Below are 21,081 nucleotides of genomic sequence, written 5' to 3'. Positions count from 1 at the left end.
AAGGAAAAATTATGATTATAACCCCTGAGAATTTATATAAAAAAAGAAGAGATTTTTTAAAACTTGGAGCAGGTGCTTTAATAAGTTCAAGCGTGCTTGCTTCTAAATTATCTGCTTTAAATTTCACAAGCGATACTAATCCAAACAAACTTGAAATCAGCGATGAAGAACTTGCTACAAATTATGTCAATTTTTATGAATTTTCAACAGATAAAAAAAAGGCTGTATCATTGGCACAAAATTTCAATACTCAAAATTGGAAAATCGATATCAGTGGAGAAATAGAAAAACCTTTAACTTTAAGCATGGAAGATATTTTAAAATTCCCACTAGAAGAAAGAATTTATCGTTTTCGCTGTGTTGAAACTTGGTCTATGGTGGTACCTTGGGTAGGCTTTGAATTGCGTCGTTTGATTGAAATGGCAAAACCTACAAGCGAGGCAAAATTTGTTAAATTCACCACTCTTTTAGATAAGAGCCAATTTCCCGATCAAGACGCTTTATTTCCAACTATAGACTATCCTTATGTAGAAGGACTTCGCATGGATGAAGCTATGCATCCTCTTACCTTGCTTGCAGTAGGAATGTATAAAAAAGCCTTAAAGCCTCAAAATGGTGCTCCAATACGCCTTGTTGTTCCTTGGAAATATGGCTTTAAAAGTATTAAATCTATAGTTAAAATAGAATTTACCAAAGAACAGCCTAAATCCACTTGGGAAAGTTACGCTCCAAGTGAATATGGTTTTTATGCTAATGTCAATCCTAATGTTTCTCATCCTAGATGGTCTCAAGCTAACGAAAGGGCTTTAGGAGACTTCTTTACCAAGCCTACTTTAATGTTTAATGGTTATGAAAAAGAAGTGGCAAGTTTATATAAAAACATGGACTTAAAAGTGAATTTTTAATGCAGACAAAATACTTTAAATTTCTTGCTTATTTTAGCTTTATCATAAGTTTAATCTATGGCTTTTATCATATCATAAAAGCCTTTGATTTTGTAAAAGAAGCCTACATTTACACTGGAATATTTGCTTTAATCTTTTTAAATTTAAGTCTTTTATTTTCTTTACTTAAATTTAAAAAAACAAAAAATTATCCTAAAATTTTAGGTATTTTTGCAGCTTTTTGGGCGATTTTGCACTTTTTAAATTATTTTATTTTTGATAGAAATGCTCAAATTTCAAGGCTTTTCGATGATATTTCACATCGTTTATTAGAAGCAAGTGGATTTATCGCATTTTTAATCATATTTTTAATGCTTTTAAGTTCTTTTAAAATCTTTAAAAAACTTAGTAAAATCAGAAAACTAGGATATTTATGCTTAGTTTTGGCAAGTTATCATTATTTTTTAACCCCAAAAGTTCCTATGTTTTGGGAATGGAGTGCTTTAATTGTAGCTTTGTTTTATTTTATAGTTCGCTATACAAAAACATTAAAAAAGTTAAAATCCAACAATCTTACTTTTATCAAAACTTGAATTTAATTCTTTTTGTATGCTTTCTATAAAATCTTGCATTTTAAAAACCCCATCTTGTGATACAGCTACTTTCAAAGCTGTATTCTTTACTATCATTAAAATTTGTGCTCCACTTAATTCATAATTTGATAAAATATTTATATCAAAATCTTTTTCAAATAATGCTTTTTTAGGTAGAAATTTTTCCCAAATTTTAAGCCTATCTTTAAAATCAGGTTTTTTAAATTCTATCTTATAATCAAATCTTCTTGAAAATGCACTATCTAAGCTTTCTAAAAAATTTGTCGTAGCGATAATTACACCACTAAAACGCTCAATTTGCTCTAAGAATATATTTTGCATTTGATTATGCATTTTATCACTACCACTACTTCCATCTACACGCGTACTTAAAAACTGATCGGCTTCATTGAGAAGTAAAATAGGACTTTGTTTACAAGTTTGCACAATATTTTTATAAGTATCAAAAATTTTTCTTACATTTTGCTCACTCTCTCCAACCCATTTGCTCAAAATTTTAGAACAGTCAAAACTAAGAACAGATTTTTTCATTGATTTAGCCATAGCTAAAGCTGACATAGTTTTTCCAGTACCAGCAGGACCATAAAAAATAATTTTAGCTTCTATATTTTTATTACTCTTTATACCCCAAGAATGAAGTCTTTCTAGGACTTTTTTATCTTGTTGTTTTAAAATATTTTCTAAAAGCTCTTTTGTATTTTCAGGCATAATAATATCATTGATGTCAGTGCTTGGTTCTATAAGCTCGAAAATATCTTGATCTTTTAAAACACTTTCAATTTTGATTTTTTTACTTTGTTTTGGTTCAAAATTTATAATTCTTTGTAAAATTTCATCAATAATAAAAAAACTTTTAGAAATATCTCCAAAAGCATTTAAATATTCATCGTACTCGATTAAGTTTAAAAGAGGAGCATTTTCTTGTAATAGTTTTTTATTTTTGTGTCTTTCTAAATCATTTTCACTGATTAAAGAAAGTAAAGAATTCATTTCTCTAGAAATCGAACTTTCATTACTTAAGGCGTATTCTTCTTTTAAAAGTGCTAGAAAAATAATTTGTTCTTTATGTTCAAGATTGTATTCTTTAAAAATATCAGCCAATACATTATAAAATTTACTTTTTTTTAGTCTTTCTTTGATATGTTTTTCATAAAGTTTAATTTGATTTTTTATTTCACTATTATAAGCACTTTTTTGTATAAAACTTAATCTTTCGTATAATTGAATACGCACAAATTCATCTTTTAAATATTCTAAATAATCTGCATAAGCCTCTTGTTTCTCAAAGTTTAAACGAGGTTTTGCTTCTAAAAATTCTAAAAAATATTCACTTAAACTAAGCTCACTTTGCAATAAGGCAAGAGTTAATGTTTGAGTTTTATTATTTTCCAAACTTTTAAAAAAACTCGAATTTTGATTTACAAAACCTCTTTCGATAAGTTTTTTTAAATCCTCCAAAGCATCAAGATAAAGATACTTATCATTTCCAAAAATTGTCGATAATAAAGTAAAGGCATTGATAGAAGAAATAGAAACGACATAATTTCTACAAAGCTCTCTAAGAATCAAAGCTTCATTTTTAGCACACTTAAGCTCTTTATAAATTTGAGTATCTTCTATATTTTTCAAACTTAAAAAATTTTTTAATTTTTCCATTATTTTTTAAATTCCTTAAGCTCATCTTCATTAAATTCTACGCAAATATTTTCATCTAAAAAATGACCTTCAAAAGGTAGATAACAAATTTTTAGTTTTCCATTATTAAGTAAAAAATTATTATTAAATTGTAAATTTTGCAGATCTTCAAAACACTCATCACATGTATTTTTAAGCTTCTCATGTAAAAGATTTTGAAATTTTTGATTTTCAGTATTATACAAATCATTTAGTTTTACAAATGCGTGAGCATTAATATCATAAACAAAATTATTTAACTCTAAAATAGCACGACTCATACCATCTTCATAAAAATAATACCATTCTTCAAAACTAATTTTTCCATCTTGTAAAAAAATAGGTTTTTGGCAAATTTGCTCAAAGCTAAATACACCCTTATGAACAGGATGAAATTCTTTAAAATCATCATTAAAACCTATAAAATCAAGACTACGCTTTATACGAATGCCATCTTGCGTTTCGACAAGTTCTAAAGTAGTTGTTCCTAAATTTTCTCCTTGAAAATTTTTATTATCATATGTAAGCATTTTAGAAGAATTGATTTTATATTTTTTACGCTCATCCTGCCAAAAATCATTTGTCTTAACGAGCGGAATCTCTAAATTTCCATTTATATCATCAACAATTAAAAAACTAGAACTTGTTTGATTTTTATCCCTGTCAAAAAGTGGGGTCATAGGTGCATTATCATAAACTATGGCAAAAATTTCTTTATCCTGCAAATGATAAAAATACAATTCACCTTTATAAATTTGTGCTAAAGCTAGATTTACAAAGCAAAATACCAGTAAAAAAAATTTCAAACTCTATCCTTCAATTTTGAATATGCGTTAAGATAATTTTAGTATGTGAAATTTTATCAAAAAAACTTACTTTATTATCACAAACTTGATAAAAAATTTCATAATTTTTTGCTTTTAAATTTTGTTCAAAACCACAATCAGTTTTTTCTAAATTTTTACCCTGCCATAAAGCATTTGCCTTTAAAATATCACTTAAAATATCATCATAATATACATTTTTAAAAAATTTTTGATTAAACACTTTTTTATCATAACACACTGCATTGATACAAATTTTATCTTTGATTTTGAGTTCAAAAAAAGCTTGCCCTAGTTTATAAACTTCTAAATTTAAAGCATTATTTTCTTTTTTTAAAAAAGCTGCGTCATTGATTTTTATCATAGGAGAAGCAATCAAAACCATCAAGCTTTGACTCGAAAAATTTTGATTTTTCACACTACAAGCACAAAGAAAAAAAATAAAACACAGAGCTAAACAATGCTTCAAATTTGACCTTATTTAAGATTTTTAAAACTGATATTTAACTCTAAATCAAGCTCTTTTACAAGCTTCATCACAGCTTGTAAATCATCAATTTGTTTTGCTACAACACGAATTTCTTCACCACGAATCGAAGAATTAACTTTAAGTTTGCTATCTTTGATAGCTTTATTGATTTTTTTGGCATTTTCACTATCAATAGCATCGTTTGCTTTCAAATTTAAACGAAACATTGCTCCACTTTCACGAGAAAGCTCTTTAATAGCATTAGGATTAATTCCTCTTTTGATAAGTTTAGAAATCACTATATCTTTTAAAACATCAAGCTTTCCTTCACTAGAAGAACTGAGTTTAAAAATACTCTCTTTTTCGCTTAAATCAATCTCACACTTAATTCCTTTTAAGTCATAACGACTATCAAGTTCTTTTTTAGCTTGTTCAAAAGCATTTTTTAACTCTTGTTTATCTAAAGCTGCTGAAATATCAAAACTATGTTCACTTGCCATTTTCTATCCATTCTTTTAAATTATTATAAACTATATCCATTAAAGCATTTAAAGCCTCCTTGCTCGCCCACGCAACATGAGGAGTGATAATAAGATTTTCTTTATTTTTAATGCTTAAAAGTGGATGATTTTTCATCATAGGTTCAATTTCTAAAACATCAAGCCCTACACGAATATTTTTTTCATCTATGATTTTAGCTAAATCATTTTCATTGACAATCCCGCCTCTTCCTACATTAATCAAAATCGCATTATCTTTTAAATGCTTTAATTCTTCAAAGGCGAGTAAATTTTTGGTTTTTTCATTTAAAGGTGCGTGGATACTTATAATATCGCAAGTTTTTAATAAATCTTTTAATTCCAAATGTACAAAATCTGCGTTTTTATTAGCTCCACTCGTAGAATAATAATAAATTTCGGCTCCAAAAGCCTTTGAAATTTTTGCCACTTCTTTACCTATGGTTCCTAAACCTATAATACCATGTTTTTTACCACTTAAGGTGTTTAAAATTCTACTATAATCTGTAAAAATAGGACTTTCACACCATTTACCCTCTTTGCTCCATTTGTCATAATAAGGTATTTGATTTAAAAAAGCAAACATAAACGCAAAAGTATGTTGCACCACACTCATAGTAGAATACCCAGCAGCATTTTTTACAATAATACCTTTTTCTTTAGCATACTCAATATCGATATTATTAACCCCTGTTGCAGTTTCTAAAATGAGTTTTAAATTTTTACAAGCATCAATCACATCTTTATCAATTACAACCTTGTTTGTCATGGCGACATTAGCATCTTTTAAACGCTCTATGGTTTGCTCTTTATTTGTTATAGTATAAATTTGCAAAGAACCAAATTTTTCAAAAACACTTAAACCATAATCCCCTAAAGTTGCCGCATCTAAACAAACAATTTTCATTTCTAATCCTTTATAATATGTCCTACAAATTTAGAATAATTATCAAGCACAAGTCCTCCTTTTCTAAATCCTAAGCCACACCCTTCATAAGCAAAGAAAACACCTGCTTGATAGTATTCGTTTTCACATGAATTAAACTCTACATATTCTTGATAAATAACCTTATTATTCCCATAAGGACCTACATTCTCATGCAAAGTTTTTCCATCTTTAATTATACTGATATTTGCGCCTTCTCTACCAAAAACAGGTTTTTTAACATAGTCTTTACCTTCCAAAGGAGTATCTTTTGTTTCTAAAAGTAATGGATGATTTGGATAAAGTTCCCATAGAATTTTTAAAATTCCCTTAGATTGAAATAAAAGTGTATAAGCAGGATTTAAAATAATTGCTCTTTGATTACGCATAATTTGAGTTAAAAGCATGGCAAGTTCACCCTCTTCTATGGCTATATCTTCCCAAGGAATAAGCTTAAACCAATACTCATAATTTTCACCCTCTTTAAAAACACCCTCTTCACTAAATTCCACCTCATCTACAAAGGAAAAATTAGTTTGAAAACCTGCTTCATTGGCTATATGAGAAAGTAATTTTGTAGTGATTTCTTCTTCTTTACTTCCTGCAACACTTGAAAAAAGAATTTTCCATCCTTGATAATGCTCTTCAAACCCTTCAACACTTTCATCAAGGGTAATAAGTCTTTTAAAATTATCCATCAAACTTTCATAAATGCTGTTAAATTGTGCGCTTTCATCCATTCCATTTTGTTTTAAAAGCGCCCATTGTAAAATCGCACTTTCAAAAAGAGCAGTAGGGGTATCAGCATTAAATTCTATAAGTTTTATAGGCTTGCCATCAAGTCCACCCGCTAAATCAAAACGCCCATATAAATGCCAATGCACTTCATTTTCCCAACTCATCTTAATCGCATCAATAAGATTAAAAGGAATTCCAAGCTCATCAAAACGATCATTATCAATCACTTCTTGCGCTGCAGCAATAAACATATCATAAAGTTCATTTACTGCTTCATAATAAGCATTAGCTTCGCTTTCTTTAACACAAACTAACTTATTGCTAATATAATCACTTCCATCTTCATCTGTATGCCAAGAAAAACCTATATTTTCTAAATAATCTTTTTGAAGTTTATCTACTTGTAGTAATTGCATTATTTATCCTTAAGAGCCAAAAGAGGAACTAGAACTTGCAGCTTTAGAGCCTCCACCAAAAAAACCTGATTTTTTAGCACTTGAAGTAGAACTTGTTGTGCCTGCTTTATTAAAACTATTGACACTCCTTTGATAAGCACTTTGATTTGAAAAAGCACCGCGTTGTTGATTAGCAAAATTTTGATTATTGAAAAGTTTTGAACCTATCCAACTTCCCAAAATAGCACCTGCAGCACTTGCGAGTAAAGTTTCTCCTAAACTCAATCCCCCACTACTGATTTGCCCATTATCTTTAGTTAAATTTGAAGTTCCATTGTCAATTTTAGCTGCTTCTTCTTTAATCAAAGCATCCATTTCTTCTTTGGATAAAATTCTTTCTGTACCATTAAGATCTTTTAAAACTACCCTTGTTTCATCACTTGGATATTGATCTTTGATTTTATACTGCCCTGGAGCTGTTTCTTCGATAATTACAAAAGCTCCTTGAGCATTAGCTGCTTGATTTAAAGTATCTGCATTGTCATTATTACTTCCACAACCTGCTAAAGCACCTCCAGCAACAGCTGCTAAACCACCTATCATGCCAATTTGAATGATTTTTTTGATTTTTTTCATAGAGTTTATCCTAAAAACAGAAAATTTAAATTTAGAAATTTTAACAAAAAATAATAAATACTTTTTAATTTAATACCAAATGAAGTTCGTAGATATAAAAAAAGCCCTTTCGGGCTTTTGGGTTAGAGTCTTGACTCGTAGCGTCTAAGCATATAAAGTCTTTTAAGCATTTTTTTGCGTGCTGAAATTTTTTGTTTTTTGCGAATTTCAGTCATAGGCTCGAAAAATCTTCTTGCTCTTACTTCAGTTACAACTAGATTTCTATCTACTTGTTTTTTGAATTTACGATACGCTTCATCAAAAGACTCGTTAGGATGCACCTTGATTCCTGGCACAGTCCTCACCACCTTTCTGTGTAAATTTTTGTTGTGAAATATAATTATAAAACACTTCTTATTAATTCTAACTTAGAAAGCATTTAAAAATTGTTTTAGTTTTTATCGGTTATAATCCTTAATTACAAAGTGCTAAAAAATTATAATTAAGGTCTAAAAATGCAAGGACACATTACAAACTATACAAAAAAACGATATTTTGTATATTTAATTGCAAGTATTATCATATTTGCCCTACCTTTCATAAGAATTAATGAGAATCATTTTTTTCTTTTAAGTTTTGATCATTCTAAATTAAACCTATTTTTTATTTCTTTTTCAACACAAGAATTTTATCTCATGCCTTTTGTTCTTATATTTCTTTTTTTATTTATTTTTTTTATTACAACTTTAGGTGGAAGAATTTGGTGTGCTTGGAGTTGTCCACAAACGATTTTTAGAGTTATATATAGAGATATCATACAAACTAAATTTCTTAAAATTCGCAAAAATATCAATAACAAACAAAAAGAATATGGAGGGCAATATTTTAAAAAATTTCTTGGAGTAATAATTTTTTATTTTATATCTTTAGTTGCTGTTAGTAATTTACTTTGGTACTTTATTCCTCCTGAAGATTTTTTCAATTATATTCAAAATCCTGGCGAGCATCTACTTTTACTTGGAATTTTATTTTGTGCTAGCTTACTTTTTACTTTGGATATTACCTACTTACAAGAAAAATTTTGTGTTTATGTCTGTCCTTATGCAAGAATACAATCTGTAATGTTCGATCATGATACAATGCAAGTGATCTACGATGAAAAACGCGGGGGCTTGATCTATGATGGACACACCAAACTTCATAAAAAACCGCCTGAAGGAGAATGCATAGGTTGTGAAGCCTGTGTTAGCATCTGTCCAACTCATATTGACATACGCAAAGGAATGCAACTTGAATGTATTAATTGTCTTGAATGTGCCGATGCTTGCTCTAAGGTACAAAGCAAATTTAATCGTCCAAGTTTGATCAATTGGACAAGTGCAAAAGCTATTGAAACGCGTTCTAAGGTTCATTATTTAAGATTTAGAACGATAGCATATTTTATAGTTCTTTTAATTGCTTTATTGGCTTTAATCATCATGGGAAGCAAAAAAGAAAGCATGCTTTTAAACATCAATCGTAGTAGCGAATTATATAATATTTCAAATATTAAAGGTGAATTAGTCATTTCAAATGCTTATACCTTTTTGTTTCAAAATACAGATTCTAAACCTCATGAATATTATTTTACAGCAAATTTAGAAGGAATAAATGATGGAATTGAAATCATAAGACCAAACAAACCTTTTAAATTAAAAGCAGGAGAACAAATCAAAAAAATAGTTGTTATCAGGGCTACAAAAAATTTAGCAAATAATGATAAAAAAGATGTAATCTTTCCTTTACATATAAAAGCTTACGCAAAGGATAATGAAAAAATTTCGGTTTTTAGAAAAAGTATATTTGTATACCCTAAAAGCACTCTTATAAAGGATAAAAATGAACTCAAATAGAACACCGTCACAAAAAGTTTTAGCCAGACAAGAAAAAATCAAAGCAGTGGCCTTAGAGCTTTTTTTAACAAAAGGATACCAAGAAACAAGTTTGAGTGATATTATTAAATTATCCGGAGGATCTTATTCTAATATTTATGATGGTTTTAAAAGTAAAGAAGGGCTATTCTTTGAAATTTTAGATGACATATGTAAAAAACACTTTCATCTTATTTATTCCAAAACACAAGAAATTGAAAATGGCACTTTAAAAGAAATTTTAACTTCTTTTGGTTTAGCTTTTATAGAAATTTTCAATCAACCAGAAGCTGTAGCTTTTGGTAAAATTATCTATTCTCAAGTTTATGACAAAGATAGACATCTTGCCAATTGGATAGAAAATAATCAACAAAATTTTTCCTATAACATACTTATGGATTTTTTCAAGCAACAAAATAATTCTTATATGAAAAAAAATGCAGAAAAACTTGCTGTTCTTTTTTGTACTATGTTAAAAGAACCTTATCATCATCTTAATGTTTTAATTAATGCTCCTTTGAAAAATAAAAAAGAACAAAAAGAACATGTTGAATTTGTTGTAAACGTTTTTCTAAATGGGATCAATGGCTCCAAAGCTTAAAAATAATTTTATTAACCAAAATTAAGATATAATTAGCCAAAAATTTTTGTAATAAATATTACAATTTTTAATTTAATTTTTCAAGGCAAAACCATGAAATTATTTCAAAAAAATACTATTTTAGCTTTAGGTGTTGTGCTTTTACTCACTGCTTGTAGCAAAGAAGAAGCACCAAAAATACAAATGCCGCCTCAACCTGTAACAACCATGAGTGCTAAATCTGAAGATTTACCACTTAGTTTTACTTACCCTGCTAAACTTGTCAGCGATTATGATGTCATTATAAAACCTCAAGTTAGTGGCGTAATAGTAAATAAACTTTTTAAAGCTGGGGATAAGGTAAAAAAAGGACAAACATTATTTATTATAGAGCAAGATAAATTTAAAGCTAGTGTTGATTCGGCTTACGGACAAGCTTTAATGGCTAGAGCAACTTTTGAAAATGCAAGCAAGGATTTTAATCGTTCTAAAGCTCTTTTTAGTAAAAATGCAATCTCTCAAAAGGAATACGACTCTTCTCTTGCTACATTTAACAATTCAAAAGCTAGTCTAGCAAGTGCTAGAGCACAACTTGCAAATGCAAGAATTGATCTAGATCATACCGAAATAAAAGCTCCTTTTGATGGTACTGTAGGAGATGCTTTAGTTAATATAGGAGATTATGTAAGTGCCTCAACAACTGAACTAGTTAGAGTTACAAATTTAAATCCTATTTACGCAGATTTCTTTATTTCAGATACAGATAAGCTAAATTTAGTCCGCAATACTCAAAGTGGAAAATGGGACTTAGACAGCATTCATGCAAATTTAAATCTTAATGGAGAAACCGTTCAAGGCAAACTTTATTTTATTGATTCGGTTATAGATGCTAATAGTGGAACAGTAAAAGCCAAAGCCGTATTTGATAACAATAAATCAACACTTTTACCAGGTGCTTTTGCAACAATTACTTCAGAAGGTTTTATACAAAAAAATGGCTTTAAAGTACCTCAAATAGCTGTTAAACAAGATCAAAATGATGTTTATGTTCTTCTTGTTAAAAATGGAAAAGTAGAAAAATCTTCTGTACATATAAGCTACCAAAACAATGAATACGCTATTATTGACAAAGGGTTGCAAAATGGCGATAAAATTATTTTAGACAACTTTAAAAAAATTCAAGTTGGTAGCGAAGTTAAAGAAATTGGAGCACAATAATGTTTTCTAAATTTTTTATTGAAAGACCTGTTTTTGCTTCAGTTGTTGCAATTATAATTTCTTTGGCTGGAACCATAGGTCTTACAAATTTACCTATAGAACAATATCCTTCTTTAACTCCGCCTACAGTTAAAGTAAGCGCAACTTATACAGGAGCTGATGCACAAACCATTGCTTCAACAGTTGCCAGTCCTATCGAAGATGCAATCAATGGCGCGGATAATATGATTTACATGGATTCAACTTCAAGTTCTTCAGGAACTATGAGCTTGACTGTCTATTTTGATATCGGCACAGATCCTGATCAAGCCACCATAGATGTTAACAATAGAATTTCAGCTGCAACTGCAAAAATGCCAGATGCAGTTAAAAAACTTGGAGTAACTGTTAGAAAAACTTCCTCAGCAACACTTGCTGCAATTTCTATGTATTCAAATGATGGTTCAATGAGTGCGGTGGATGTATACAATTACATCGCTCTAAATGTTTTAGATGAGTTAAAAAGAGTTCCAGGGGTTGGAGATGCAAACGCCATAGGAAATCGTAATTATTCTTTAAGAATTTGGCTAAAACCTGATTTATTAAATAAATTTGGAATCACAGCTACTGATGTAATTTCTGCGGTTAATGACCAAAATGCCCAGTATGCAACTGGTAAAATTGGCGAAGAACCTGTAACCCAAAAATCCCCTTATGTTTATTCAATCACTATGCAAGGAAGACTACAAAATCCTGGCGAATTTGAAAATATTATTTTAAGAACAAATGATGATGGATCATTTTTAAGACTTAAAGATATAGCTGATGTAGAAATAGGGTCACAACAATACAGCTCACAAGGACGATTAAATGGCAATGATGCGGTTCCGATTATAATCAATCTTCAATCAGGGGCAAACGCATTGCATACAGCAGAACTTGTCCAGGCTAAAATGCAAGAACTTTCAAAAAATTTCCCGAAAGGTTTAACATATAAAATTCCTTACGACACAACAAAATTTGTGATAGAATCAATCAAAGAAGTAATTAAAACTTTTATTGAAGCTTTAGTTTTAGTTATTATTGTTATGTATATGTTCTTAAAGAATTTCCGTGCAACGCTTATTCCCATGATAGCCGTACCTGTTTCATTGTTAGGAACTTTTGCTGGACTTTATGTTTTAGGCTTTAGTATTAACTTGCTTACACTTTTTGCCTTAATTTTAGCTATAGGGATCGTTGTAGATGATGCGATTATAGTTGTAGAAAATATCGATAGGATTTTACACGAAAATGAACAAATAAGCGTAAAAGATGCTGCTATCCAAGCGATGCAAGAAGTTAGCTCTCCGGTTATTTCAATTGTTCTTGTACTTTGTGCTGTTTTTATACCAGTTTCTTTTATATCAGGTTTTGTTGGAGAAATTCAAAGACAATTTGCCCTTACCTTGGCTATATCTGTAGCCATATCAGGTTTTGTTGCTCTTACTTTAACACCTTCTTTATGCGCACTCTTTTTACGACGCAATGAAGGAGAGCCATTTAAATTTGTAAAGAAATTTAATGATTTTTTTGATTGGAGTACTTCTGTATTTAGTGCAGGAGTAGCATATATTTTAAAAAGAACCATTCGTTTTGTTTTAATTTTTTGTATTATGCTTGGGGCAATTTTTTATCTTTATAAAGCTGTACCAAGCTCTTTAGTTCCTGAAGAAGATCAAGGTTTGATGATTGGCATTGTTAATCTTCCTTCGGCTTCAGCACTTCATAGAACAATCTCAGAAGTTGATCATATAAGCCAAGAAGTTTTAAAAACCAATGGAATTAAAGATGCAATGGCTATGATAGGATTTGATCTTTTTACAAGCTCATTAAAAGAAAACGCTGCTGCAATGTTTATAGGCTTGCAAGATTGGAAAGATAGAAATGTGAGTGCTGATGAAATCGCCATGGAGCTTAATAAAAAATTTGCTTTTGATCGCAATGCTTCAAGTATATTTATAGGCCTACCTCCTATACCTGGATTAAGTATCACAGGTGGTTTTGAAATGTATGTTCAAAACAAAAGTGGAAAAAGCTATGATGAAATACAAAAAGATGTAAATAAGCTTGTTGCTGTAGCCAACCAAAGAAAAGAGCTATCAAGAGTAAGAACAACTCTTGATACAACTTTCCCTCAATACAAGCTTATAATTGATAGAGATAAATTAAAACACTACAATCTTAACATGCAAGATGTTTTTAACACAATGAATGCAACTATAGGTACTTATTATGTTAATGATTTTTCTATGTTAGGCAAAAACTTCCAAGTAAATATCCGTGCAAAAGGTGATTTTAGAAATACACAAGATGCATTAAAAAATATTTTTGTAAGATCAAACGATGGAAAAATGATACCACTTGATTCTTTTTTAACTTTACAAAGAAGTTCAGGGCCTGATGATGTAAAACGATTCAACCTTTTCCCAGCAGCACAAGTTCAAGGTCAACCCGCACCAGGTTATACTTCAGGTCAAGCTATAGAAGCGATTGCTCAAGTAGCAAAAGAAACTTTAGGGGATGATTATTCCATAGCTTGGAGTGGATCAGCTTATCAAGAAGTTTCTAGCAAAGGAACAGCAAGCTATGCTTTTGCTTTAGGAATGATATTTGTCTTTTTAATTCTAGCTGCCCAATATGAAAGATGGCTTATACCTTTAGCAGTTGTAACAGCCGTGCCTTTTGCGGTATTTGGATCATTTTTATTGGTATATTTAAGAGGATTTAGCAATGATATATATTTTCAAACAGGACTTTTGCTCTTAATTGGACTTTCAGCTAAAAATGCTATCTTGATTGTAGAATTTGCAATGGAAGAGCGCTTTAAAAAAGGCAAAGGAGTTTTTGAAGCAGCTGTTGCAGCGGCAAAACTTCGTTTTCGTCCTATCATAATGACTTCTTTAGCATTTACTTTTGGAGTCTTGCCAATGATTTTCGCAACAGGAGCAGGAAGTGCTTCAAGACACTCTTTAGGAACAGGGCTTATTGGTGGAATGATCGCAGCATCAACTTTAGCGATATTCTTTGTGCCTTTATTTTTCTATCTTTTAGAAAATTTTAATGAATGGCTAGATAAAAAAAGAGGTAAGGTTCATGAATAAAATAATTTCAATTAGCGCTATAGCAAGTTTTGCTCTTTTGATTTCAGCTTGCTCTTTAAGTCCAAATTTAAATATTCCCGAAGCAAACTATAGCATTGATAATAAGCTTAGAGCCTTATCCTGGGAAAAAGAAAACAATAGCTCTATCACAAAAAATTGGTGGAAAGATTTTGATGATGAAAATTTAAATAAAGTGGTTGATTTAGCACTTAAAAATAATAATGATTTAAAACTTGCCTTCATACACATGGAACAAGCTGCTGCTCAATTAGGTATAGATTTTAGCAGTTTGTTGCCAAAATTTGATGGTAGCGCAAGCGGTAGTCGTGCAAAAACAGCTATAAATGCTCCAAGCAATCGAACTGGGGAAGTAAGTTACGGTAATGACTTTAAAATGGGGCTTAATTTAAGCTATGAAATCGATCTTTGGGGAAAATATCGCGATACATATCGCGCCTCAAAATCAGGCTTTAAAGCAAGTGAGTATGATTATGAAGCTGCAAGACTTTCTGTTATTTCAAATACAGTTCAAACTTATTTTAATCTTGTAAATGCTTATGAAAATGAAAATGCTCTTAAAGAAGCCTATGAAGCTGCAAAAGAAATTTATAGGATTAATGATGAAAAATTTCAAGTTGGTGCTGTAGGTGAATATGAACTTGCTCAAGCAAGAGCCAACTTAGAAAGTATGGCTTTGCAATATAATGAAGCAAAATTAAATAAAGAAAATTACCTTAAAGCTTTAAAAATTTTAACTTCAAATGATTTAAATGACATACTTTACAAAAATCAAAGCTATCAAGTTTTTAATCTTAAAGAATTTGACATTCCAACTGGAATTTCAAGCACCATCTTGCTTCAACGTCCAGATATTGGCTCTTCTTTAGAAAAATTAACTCAGCAAAATTATCTTGTTGGAGTAGCTCGCACGGCTTTCTTACCTAGCCTTTCTTTAACAGGATTATTGGGATTTGAAAGTGGGGATTTAGATACCTTGGTTAAAGGAGGTTCTAAGACTTGGAATATAGGTGGAAACTTTACTCTGCCTATTTTTCATTGGGGTGAAATTTACCAAAATGTAAATTTAGCTAAGCTTAATAAAGATGAAGCTTTTGTAAATTATCAAAATACTTTGATTACTGCTTTTGGAGAAATTCGCTATGCTTTAGTAGCTAGAAAAACTATACGCTTACAATACGATAACGCACAAGCAAGCGAACAATCTTATAAAAGAATCTATGAAATTGCTAAAGAACGCTATGATATAGGAGAAATGTCTTTGCAAGATTATTTAGAGGCACGTCAAAATTGGCTTAATGCTGCGGTTGCTTTTAATAATACTAAATATTCTTATGCCAATTCCATAGTAGATGTAATCAAAGCATTTGGTGGAGGATTTGAGCAAAGTGAAGATACGAGTAAAAATATAAAAGAAGAATCAAAAAATTTAGATATGTCTTTTAGAGAATAGTTCATTCTATTCTCTAAATAAATTAAAAATCTTTGTCTAAATCTGCATCTGTAATTTCATAAGCCTTGTAAATAGCAGGCAATAATTTTCTTATAGCATAATCAAAATGATAAAATTGCTTATATACCTCTTCTGGATTTAAATTTTTAGCATTCTTAAAATCAAATACTTCAGTATTATTGATTTTGGCAATATTTTCATCAAAATAAGAGTAAAACTCTGCTCTTTGTTTAAACAAAGCATTTAAATTTTGAACAATTTTGGCTTTATCCATTTTTATATCCTTTTTAAATAATTTAAAAACTTAATCCCATTTTTTATTTAAGAAATAAAAAATTTACTCCTATTTTAGCTAAAAATTGATAAAGTTATGTCTTAAATATTTTAATATATAGGCCACTTATGAATTTATTTCAAAATTTAGCTTTAAAATACTCTCATGCTATGATGGAAAAATCCCTACAAAAAGGTTTCAATGTCGAACTTTTAAAACGACCCAAAGAAAAAATTCCAAAACAAGATAAAAGCTATATGCTTTATGCTCATGTACCTTTTTGTCATACTTTTTGTCCTTATTGTAGTTTTCATAAATACTATTATGATGAAAATTTAGCCAAAGTGTATTTTCAAAATCTTAGAGAAGAAATTAAAATTATGAAAGATAAAGGTTTTGATTTTACCTCCATGTATGTGGGTGGTGGTACAACACTGATTAATGAAGAGGAATTGTTAAAAACTTTAGAACTTTGTAAAAAGTTATTTAATATAAAAGAAATTTCATGTGAAAGCGATCCAAATCATATTGATCCAAACAAGCTTTCTATGTTTAAAGGTATAATTGATCGTTTAAGTTGCGGGATTCAAAGTTTTGATGATGAAACTTTAAAAAAAGTGGCAAGATATAATAAATTTGGTTCATCTAAAGAACTTCAAGAAAAAATTTCAAAAGCTTTAGGAATTTTACCTATTTTTAGTATAGATCTTATTTTCAATCTTCCAGGACAAAGTGAAAAACAACTTTTAAATGACTTAGAAATTGCTAAAAATTTAGCCCCACAACAAATCACAACCTATCCTTTAATGAAATCAAATCTCACCAAAGATAATATCGCCAAAAGTTTAGGAGTAAGTATTAAAGATAATGAATTTACTTATTATCAAATCATATGCGAATTTTTTAAAGACTATACCCAAAACAATGGTTGGAGTTTTTCTTTAGAAAAAAACAAGCTTAATGATGAATATGTCAGTTCTCATCATGAATACCTAGGAGTGGGCAGCGGGGCTTTTAGCTTTTTAGATGGGGAGCTTTTAATTAATGCATTTAATCTAAATGATTATGCTAAATTTATACAAGAAAAACAAAATGCTAATATAGCCAAAGCTTGTTTTGATAAAAAAGAAATTATCAAATATGTCTTTTTAACTGAAATTTTTTCAGGGAAAATAGAAATTGATAAATTCAACAAAACTCTAAATTGCAACCTCGAAAAAGAACTTTTCATAGAACTTTTAGGGCTTAAAACAAGTGGTGCCATCATAAAAGATCAAAATGCTTTAATCGCAACTGAATTTGGTCAATATCTTTTTGTGGTTTTAATGAAAGATTTTTACACAGGAATGGATCTTGTGCGTGCAGTATTTAGAGATGATAAGCGTCTTAAAAATAAAGATTATATCGATATCATGAAAGAAAATATTGATCCGCTTAACTCCGCTAGTATGGAATTTAAAGCGGAGACAAACTAAAAGGGACGAACAACCATCATTAAAGCGATAATAATAAACATTATAGTTGGAAATTCATTATAAATTCTAAAGTATTTCCCACTTTTAGTAGAAGTATCATTTGCTAAAGCTTTTAAACAATAATAATTATGTATATGAAAAATAATCAAAAGTGTAACACAGGTAAGTTTAACATGCATAAAACCCGCACCTACCATTAAAACTTCCTTATGAGCATGCAACATTAAACTTCCTGTGATTAAAGTCACAATCATTGCAGGAGTTTGTATATAAAAATAAAGTTTTCTTTCTTGAATTTTTACAATCTCGACAAAACCTTTATTGTCTTTATGTTCAGCATGATACACAAAAAGACGAGGTAAATAAAAAAGTCCAGCCATCCAAGAAACAAATGCCAAATAATGCACCCATTTAATCCAAAAATAATAATCATTAATCCATTCTGTCATCTTTTTTCCTTTTTTTAAATATTTCTTGTATTAAAATCAAAGCCACACTTATATTTATCATGACATCTGCAACATTAAAAATAGCAAAATTAAACCATTTATGCCAAAAAAACATATCCACTACACCTCCGTATATAAAACGATCCAATAAATTTGAAACGCCAGCACCAAGCATCATTCCAAAAGCTATGCTATGAGTTTTTAAAAGTGTTTTTTGCCAAAAAAGATAAATAAAAAGCACTCCAATTAAAGCAAGATGTAAATATTTTAAATTATGTTCTAAAAAACTCAACATTGAAAAAGCTACGCCTGTATTTAGAGCATAAGTTAAATCTAAGTATTCACTCTGCCATCTAAGTCCTGCTAAAGTTAAGGATTTCACCCATTGATCAAGGACAAAAACCAAAACAAAGGCACCCCAAAAATAAAAAATAAATTTAAAAGTTTTAGCCATTTAAAACTTTCTTAAAAAACTCCACAACATTTTTCATTTCTTTTTCTAAGAGCTTAATATCTTTGGCTTCTAGTAAAAGTCTTATCAAATTTTCAGTTCCAGAATAGCGAAATAAGGTATTGATATTTTTATTTTCTAAATCTTTTTTTAATTCTTTTAAACCTTTAATTTTATCCAAATCTTTTTTTTCTGCAATTTTAAGATTGGTTAAAAGCTGAGGATAAGGCTTAACTTGACCCAAAATAGAACTTGCAGATTTTTTCTTAGAAAGCATTAAAGCACTAAATTGCAAAGCAGCTATTAAGCCATCTCCAGTTTTTGCATAATCGCTAAAAATAATATGCCCACTTTGCTCTCCACCAAAATTTCCACCATTAGCTTTTAATTTTTCAAGCACATATTTATCGCCCACATTACAAGTATCAAGTTCTATACCATGTTTATTTAAAAATTCTTTTAAAGCACCATTACTCATTATAGTGGCTACAACACTTGATTGTAATTTACCTTGTTCTTTAAGATAAAGTGCTAATACACCCAATAAACTATCTCCATTAGCCACTTCGCCTTTTTCATCTACAACCACCAAACGATCCGCATCACCATCAAAAGCAAAGCCCACATCTGCACGCAAACGCTTTACTTCAGCAGCTAAGTTTGCAGGATGCAAAGCTCCACAATTTTCATTGATATTAAGTCCATTGGGTTTATCACTCATTACTATAACTTCAGCACCTAATTCCTTAAAAACAGTAGGTGCTACCTTATAAGCTGCTCCATGAGCCACATCTAAAACCACACGCAAAGACTTTAAAGTAAGATCTTTTGGAAAAGAATTTTTAATAGAAACAATATATCTTCCTATAACATCATCAATTCTTTTTGCTTGACCAATTTTTTCCATATCCACCTTAGAGGCTTGTATAAGCTTATCATCAAAATAAATTTCTTCTATTTTTTTCTCTATATCTTCACTAAGTTTGTTTCCATGAGAATCAAAAAATTTAATACCATTATCATAATAAGGATTATGAGAAGCTGAAATCATAATCCCTGCATCACAACGCATATCTTCAGTTAAGAATGCAATCGCAGGAGTTGGCATAGGACCAATTTGTATAACATTATATCCTATAGAAGTAAGTCCGGAAACAATAGCATTTTCTATCATATAACCACTTCTTCTTGTATCTTTTCCTACTAAGATATTATTAGTAATACTTTTATCTTTAAAATAAATACCCGCAGCCATTGCTAAACGCATAGCCAAAAAACTATCTAAAAATTCACCCGCTTTTCCACGAACTCCATCAGTTCCAAAAAGTTTCATTGCAAACCTTTCTAGCAAAATTTAAAGACAATTATAACAAAGCTAAGATAAAGAAATTTAAACAAGCCCTAAAAATAGAGCTTGTTTGGAAACCTTATAGTTCAGGTTTAGGAGTTTTTTCAGTAGAAATAGGAAGTTGTGGATAAACAATTGCTGGTTTTGTTCCTGTTAAAGATTTTAAGAAAGTTTCAATACTTTTTGCTTCTTTATCAGAAATTTTAATGCCAAGTTGCACACTACCCATTTCCTTAATAGCATCTTTTAAATTCCAAATCGCACCATTATGAAAATATGGAGCAGTTTCAGCAACATTTCTTAAAGTTGGAGTTTTTACCATGCCATTTGCATCACCTTTAAAATCACCTAAATTTGCAAATTTATATTTACCAGCAACTTCAAACGCTTGCATATTGCCACCTAAATTCACACCATTATGACAAGCTACACAACCTTTATCTATAAAAAGCTTTAAGCCTTTTTGTTCTTCTTTTGTTAAAGCTTTTTCATCGCCTTCTAAAAATTTATCAAAACGAGATGGAGTGATCAAAGTTCTTTCAAAATTTGCAATTGCATCAGCAATATTGTCAAAATTTACACCGCTTTTACCATAGATTTTTTTAAACTCACTCACATATTCAGGCAAAGATGAAATTTTTTCTACTGCAAGTTTAGCAGGAGTTGCCATTTCAGGATCAGCTTGGATTGGACCTTTAGCTTGATCGGCTAATGTTCCTGCACGACCATCCCAAAATTGAGTATTATTTAAAACTGCATTATAAACTGTTGGTGAATTTAAATGATGAGGATTTGCTGTCCATTTATGACCTATTGCAGTACTGATTCCATCTGTTCCACCAAGTCCTACATTATGACAGGTATTACAAGAAATGATACCACTTTTTGAAAGACGTGGTTCAAAATAGAGCTTTTTGCCAAGCTCTGCTTTTTCAAGAGTAAATTCACTAGCCTTTACTCCATTTTGTTTTAAAATTTCATCAACGCCTTTTTGATCTTTTGGTAAGGCAACAAGACCTGAATTTTTAGCTTCATCTATAAGACTTGCAGCATTTAAGCTTGAAAAAGCAACTAAGGATGCGATTAGCAATGATTTTACTTTCATTTACAAACTCCTATTAAAGATA

General features: G+C 30.0%; 21 protein-coding genes. 8 read left to right on the top strand and 13 right to left on the bottom strand.

The window, feature by feature from the left end; genetic code table 11:
* Nucleotides 1-11: 11 nt before the first annotated feature.
* Together msrP and ELQ05_RS04435 are read left to right on the top strand one after the other, a co-directional pair.
* The gene (gene msrP / locus ELQ05_RS04440) at nucleotides 12-905 is read left to right on the top strand and encodes a protein-methionine-sulfoxide reductase catalytic subunit MsrP (RefSeq protein WP_002857634.1); all 894 of its coding nucleotides are present in this window, start codon (nucleotides 12-14) and stop codon (nucleotides 903-905) included.
* A complete protein-coding gene (locus tag ELQ05_RS04435) occupies nucleotides 905-1,477 on the top strand; it encodes a sulfite oxidase heme-binding subunit YedZ (RefSeq protein ID WP_052776093.1) in 573 nt (190 codons plus the stop codon). The genes msrP and ELQ05_RS04435 overlap by 1 nt, the downstream gene beginning before the upstream one ends.
* Here the strand turns inward: ELQ05_RS04435 and ELQ05_RS04430 are convergent.
* The 8 genes from ELQ05_RS04430 to rpsU all read right to left on the bottom strand — a co-directional run bounded on the left by ELQ05_RS04430 (nucleotide 1,442) and on the right by rpsU (nucleotide 8,012).
* Complete coding sequence (locus ELQ05_RS04430) at nucleotides 1,442-3,154, bottom strand: ATP-binding protein (protein ID WP_070295332.1); 1,713 nt, start codon at nucleotides 3,152-3,154, stop codon at nucleotides 1,442-1,444. The genes ELQ05_RS04435 and ELQ05_RS04430 overlap by 36 nt on opposite strands.
* Nucleotides 3,154-3,978 carry a hypothetical protein gene (locus ELQ05_RS04425; protein WP_070295330.1) on the bottom strand — a complete coding sequence of 275 codons (825 nt, stop codon included), beginning with the start codon at nucleotides 3,976-3,978 and terminating at the stop codon, nucleotides 3,154-3,156. The genes ELQ05_RS04430 and ELQ05_RS04425 overlap by 1 nt, the downstream gene beginning before the upstream one ends.
* A gap of 10 nt (nucleotides 3,979-3,988) precedes the next feature.
* Nucleotides 3,989-4,465, bottom strand: coding sequence for a hypothetical protein (locus ELQ05_RS04420; RefSeq protein ID WP_002854442.1), 477 nt, complete (start codon nucleotides 4,463-4,465; stop codon nucleotides 3,989-3,991).
* An 8-nt stretch (nucleotides 4,466-4,473) separates the two neighbouring features.
* Nucleotides 4,474-4,965 carry a YajQ family cyclic di-GMP-binding protein gene (locus ELQ05_RS04415; protein ID WP_002854188.1) on the bottom strand — a complete coding sequence of 164 codons (492 nt, stop codon included), beginning with the start codon at nucleotides 4,963-4,965 and terminating at the stop codon, nucleotides 4,474-4,476.
* The gene (locus ELQ05_RS04410) at nucleotides 4,955-5,890 is read right to left on the bottom strand and encodes a D-2-hydroxyacid dehydrogenase (RefSeq protein WP_057042686.1); all 936 of its coding nucleotides are present in this window, start codon (nucleotides 5,888-5,890) and stop codon (nucleotides 4,955-4,957) included. The genes ELQ05_RS04415 and ELQ05_RS04410 overlap by 11 nt, the downstream gene beginning before the upstream one ends.
* Nucleotides 5,891-5,892: 2 nt before the next feature.
* Complete coding sequence (locus ELQ05_RS04405; protein WP_057042685.1) at nucleotides 5,893-7,062, bottom strand: glutathionylspermidine synthase family protein; 1,170 nt, start codon at nucleotides 7,060-7,062, stop codon at nucleotides 5,893-5,895.
* Between the two features lie 9 nt (nucleotides 7,063-7,071).
* The gene (locus tag ELQ05_RS04400; protein WP_002866630.1) at nucleotides 7,072-7,677 is read right to left on the bottom strand and encodes a UPF0323 family lipoprotein; all 606 of its coding nucleotides are present in this window, start codon (nucleotides 7,675-7,677) and stop codon (nucleotides 7,072-7,074) included.
* 122 nt (nucleotides 7,678-7,799) lie between these two features.
* Nucleotides 7,800-8,012 (bottom strand): 30S ribosomal protein S21, encoded by a 213-nt coding sequence (gene rpsU / locus ELQ05_RS04390; RefSeq protein WP_002780697.1) that lies wholly within the window; start codon nucleotides 8,010-8,012, stop codon nucleotides 7,800-7,802.
* 159 nt (nucleotides 8,013-8,171) lie between these two features.
* Here rpsU and ccoG point away from each other — a divergent pair, with 159 nt between their 5' ends.
* From ccoG to cmeC, 5 genes are all read left to right on the top strand, one after another.
* Nucleotides 8,172-9,548, top strand: coding sequence for a cytochrome c oxidase accessory protein CcoG (gene ccoG / locus ELQ05_RS04385; RefSeq protein WP_057042684.1), 1,377 nt, complete (start codon nucleotides 8,172-8,174; stop codon nucleotides 9,546-9,548).
* Complete coding sequence (gene cmeR, locus ELQ05_RS04380; protein WP_002866632.1) at nucleotides 9,535-10,167, top strand: multidrug efflux system transcriptional regulator CmeR; 633 nt, start codon at nucleotides 9,535-9,537, stop codon at nucleotides 10,165-10,167. Before ccoG ends, cmeR begins: the two co-directional genes overlap by 14 nt.
* 93 nt (nucleotides 10,168-10,260) lie before the next feature.
* Complete coding sequence (cmeA, locus tag ELQ05_RS04375; RefSeq protein WP_057042683.1) at nucleotides 10,261-11,364, top strand: multidrug efflux RND transporter periplasmic adaptor subunit CmeA; 1,104 nt, start codon at nucleotides 10,261-10,263, stop codon at nucleotides 11,362-11,364.
* Nucleotides 11,364-14,486 (top strand): multidrug efflux RND transporter permease subunit CmeB, encoded by a 3,123-nt coding sequence (gene cmeB / locus ELQ05_RS04370; RefSeq protein WP_057042682.1) that lies wholly within the window; start codon nucleotides 11,364-11,366, stop codon nucleotides 14,484-14,486. Before cmeA ends, cmeB begins: the two co-directional genes overlap by 1 nt.
* Nucleotides 14,479-15,957: a multidrug efflux transporter outer membrane subunit CmeC gene (gene cmeC / locus ELQ05_RS04365; protein WP_057042681.1), complete on the top strand. Its 1,479-nt coding sequence runs from the start codon at nucleotides 14,479-14,481 to the stop codon at nucleotides 15,955-15,957. The genes cmeB and cmeC overlap by 8 nt, the downstream gene beginning before the upstream one ends.
* A gap of 22 nt (nucleotides 15,958-15,979) precedes the next feature.
* On the opposite strand, the gene cmeU is transcribed toward cmeC, so the two are convergent.
* Entirely contained in the window at nucleotides 15,980-16,231 is a 252-nt protein-coding gene (cmeU, locus tag ELQ05_RS04360; protein WP_002857293.1) for a CmeU family protein, read from the bottom strand.
* A gap of 128 nt (nucleotides 16,232-16,359) precedes the next feature.
* Here cmeU and ELQ05_RS04355 point away from each other — a divergent pair, with 128 nt between their 5' ends.
* Complete coding sequence (locus ELQ05_RS04355; protein ID WP_134239965.1) at nucleotides 16,360-17,706, top strand: coproporphyrinogen III oxidase family protein; 1,347 nt, start codon at nucleotides 16,360-16,362, stop codon at nucleotides 17,704-17,706.
* Here ELQ05_RS04355 and hemJ read toward each other — a convergent pair.
* The 4 genes from hemJ to ELQ05_RS04335 all read right to left on the bottom strand — a co-directional run bounded on the left by hemJ (nucleotide 17,703) and on the right by ELQ05_RS04335 (nucleotide 21,059).
* Nucleotides 17,703-18,155: a protoporphyrinogen oxidase HemJ gene (hemJ, locus tag ELQ05_RS04350; RefSeq protein WP_002857597.1), complete on the bottom strand. Its 453-nt coding sequence runs from the start codon at nucleotides 18,153-18,155 to the stop codon at nucleotides 17,703-17,705. The two genes, ELQ05_RS04355 and hemJ, sit on opposite strands and share 4 nt — an antisense overlap.
* Entirely contained in the window at nucleotides 18,139-18,609 is a 471-nt protein-coding gene (gene lspA / locus ELQ05_RS04345; RefSeq protein ID WP_002934000.1) for a signal peptidase II, read from the bottom strand. The genes hemJ and lspA overlap by 17 nt, the downstream gene beginning before the upstream one ends.
* Entirely contained in the window at nucleotides 18,602-19,939 is a 1,338-nt protein-coding gene (gene glmM / locus ELQ05_RS04340) for a phosphoglucosamine mutase (protein ID WP_096703041.1), read from the bottom strand. Before glmM ends, lspA begins: the two co-directional genes overlap by 8 nt.
* 94 nt (nucleotides 19,940-20,033) lie before the next feature.
* Nucleotides 20,034-21,059: a cytochrome-c peroxidase gene (locus ELQ05_RS04335; protein WP_002857587.1), complete on the bottom strand. Its 1,026-nt coding sequence runs from the start codon at nucleotides 21,057-21,059 to the stop codon at nucleotides 20,034-20,036.
* Nucleotides 21,060-21,081 lie beyond the last annotated feature (22 nt).

The organism is Campylobacter sp. US53 (assembly GCF_004378995.1).
Lineage (GTDB): Bacteria > Campylobacterota > Campylobacteria > Campylobacterales > Campylobacteraceae > Campylobacter_D > Campylobacter_D jejuni.
Note: the sequence above shows the minus strand (reverse complement) of the source record. Positions and strands in the feature narration are given on the sequence as shown.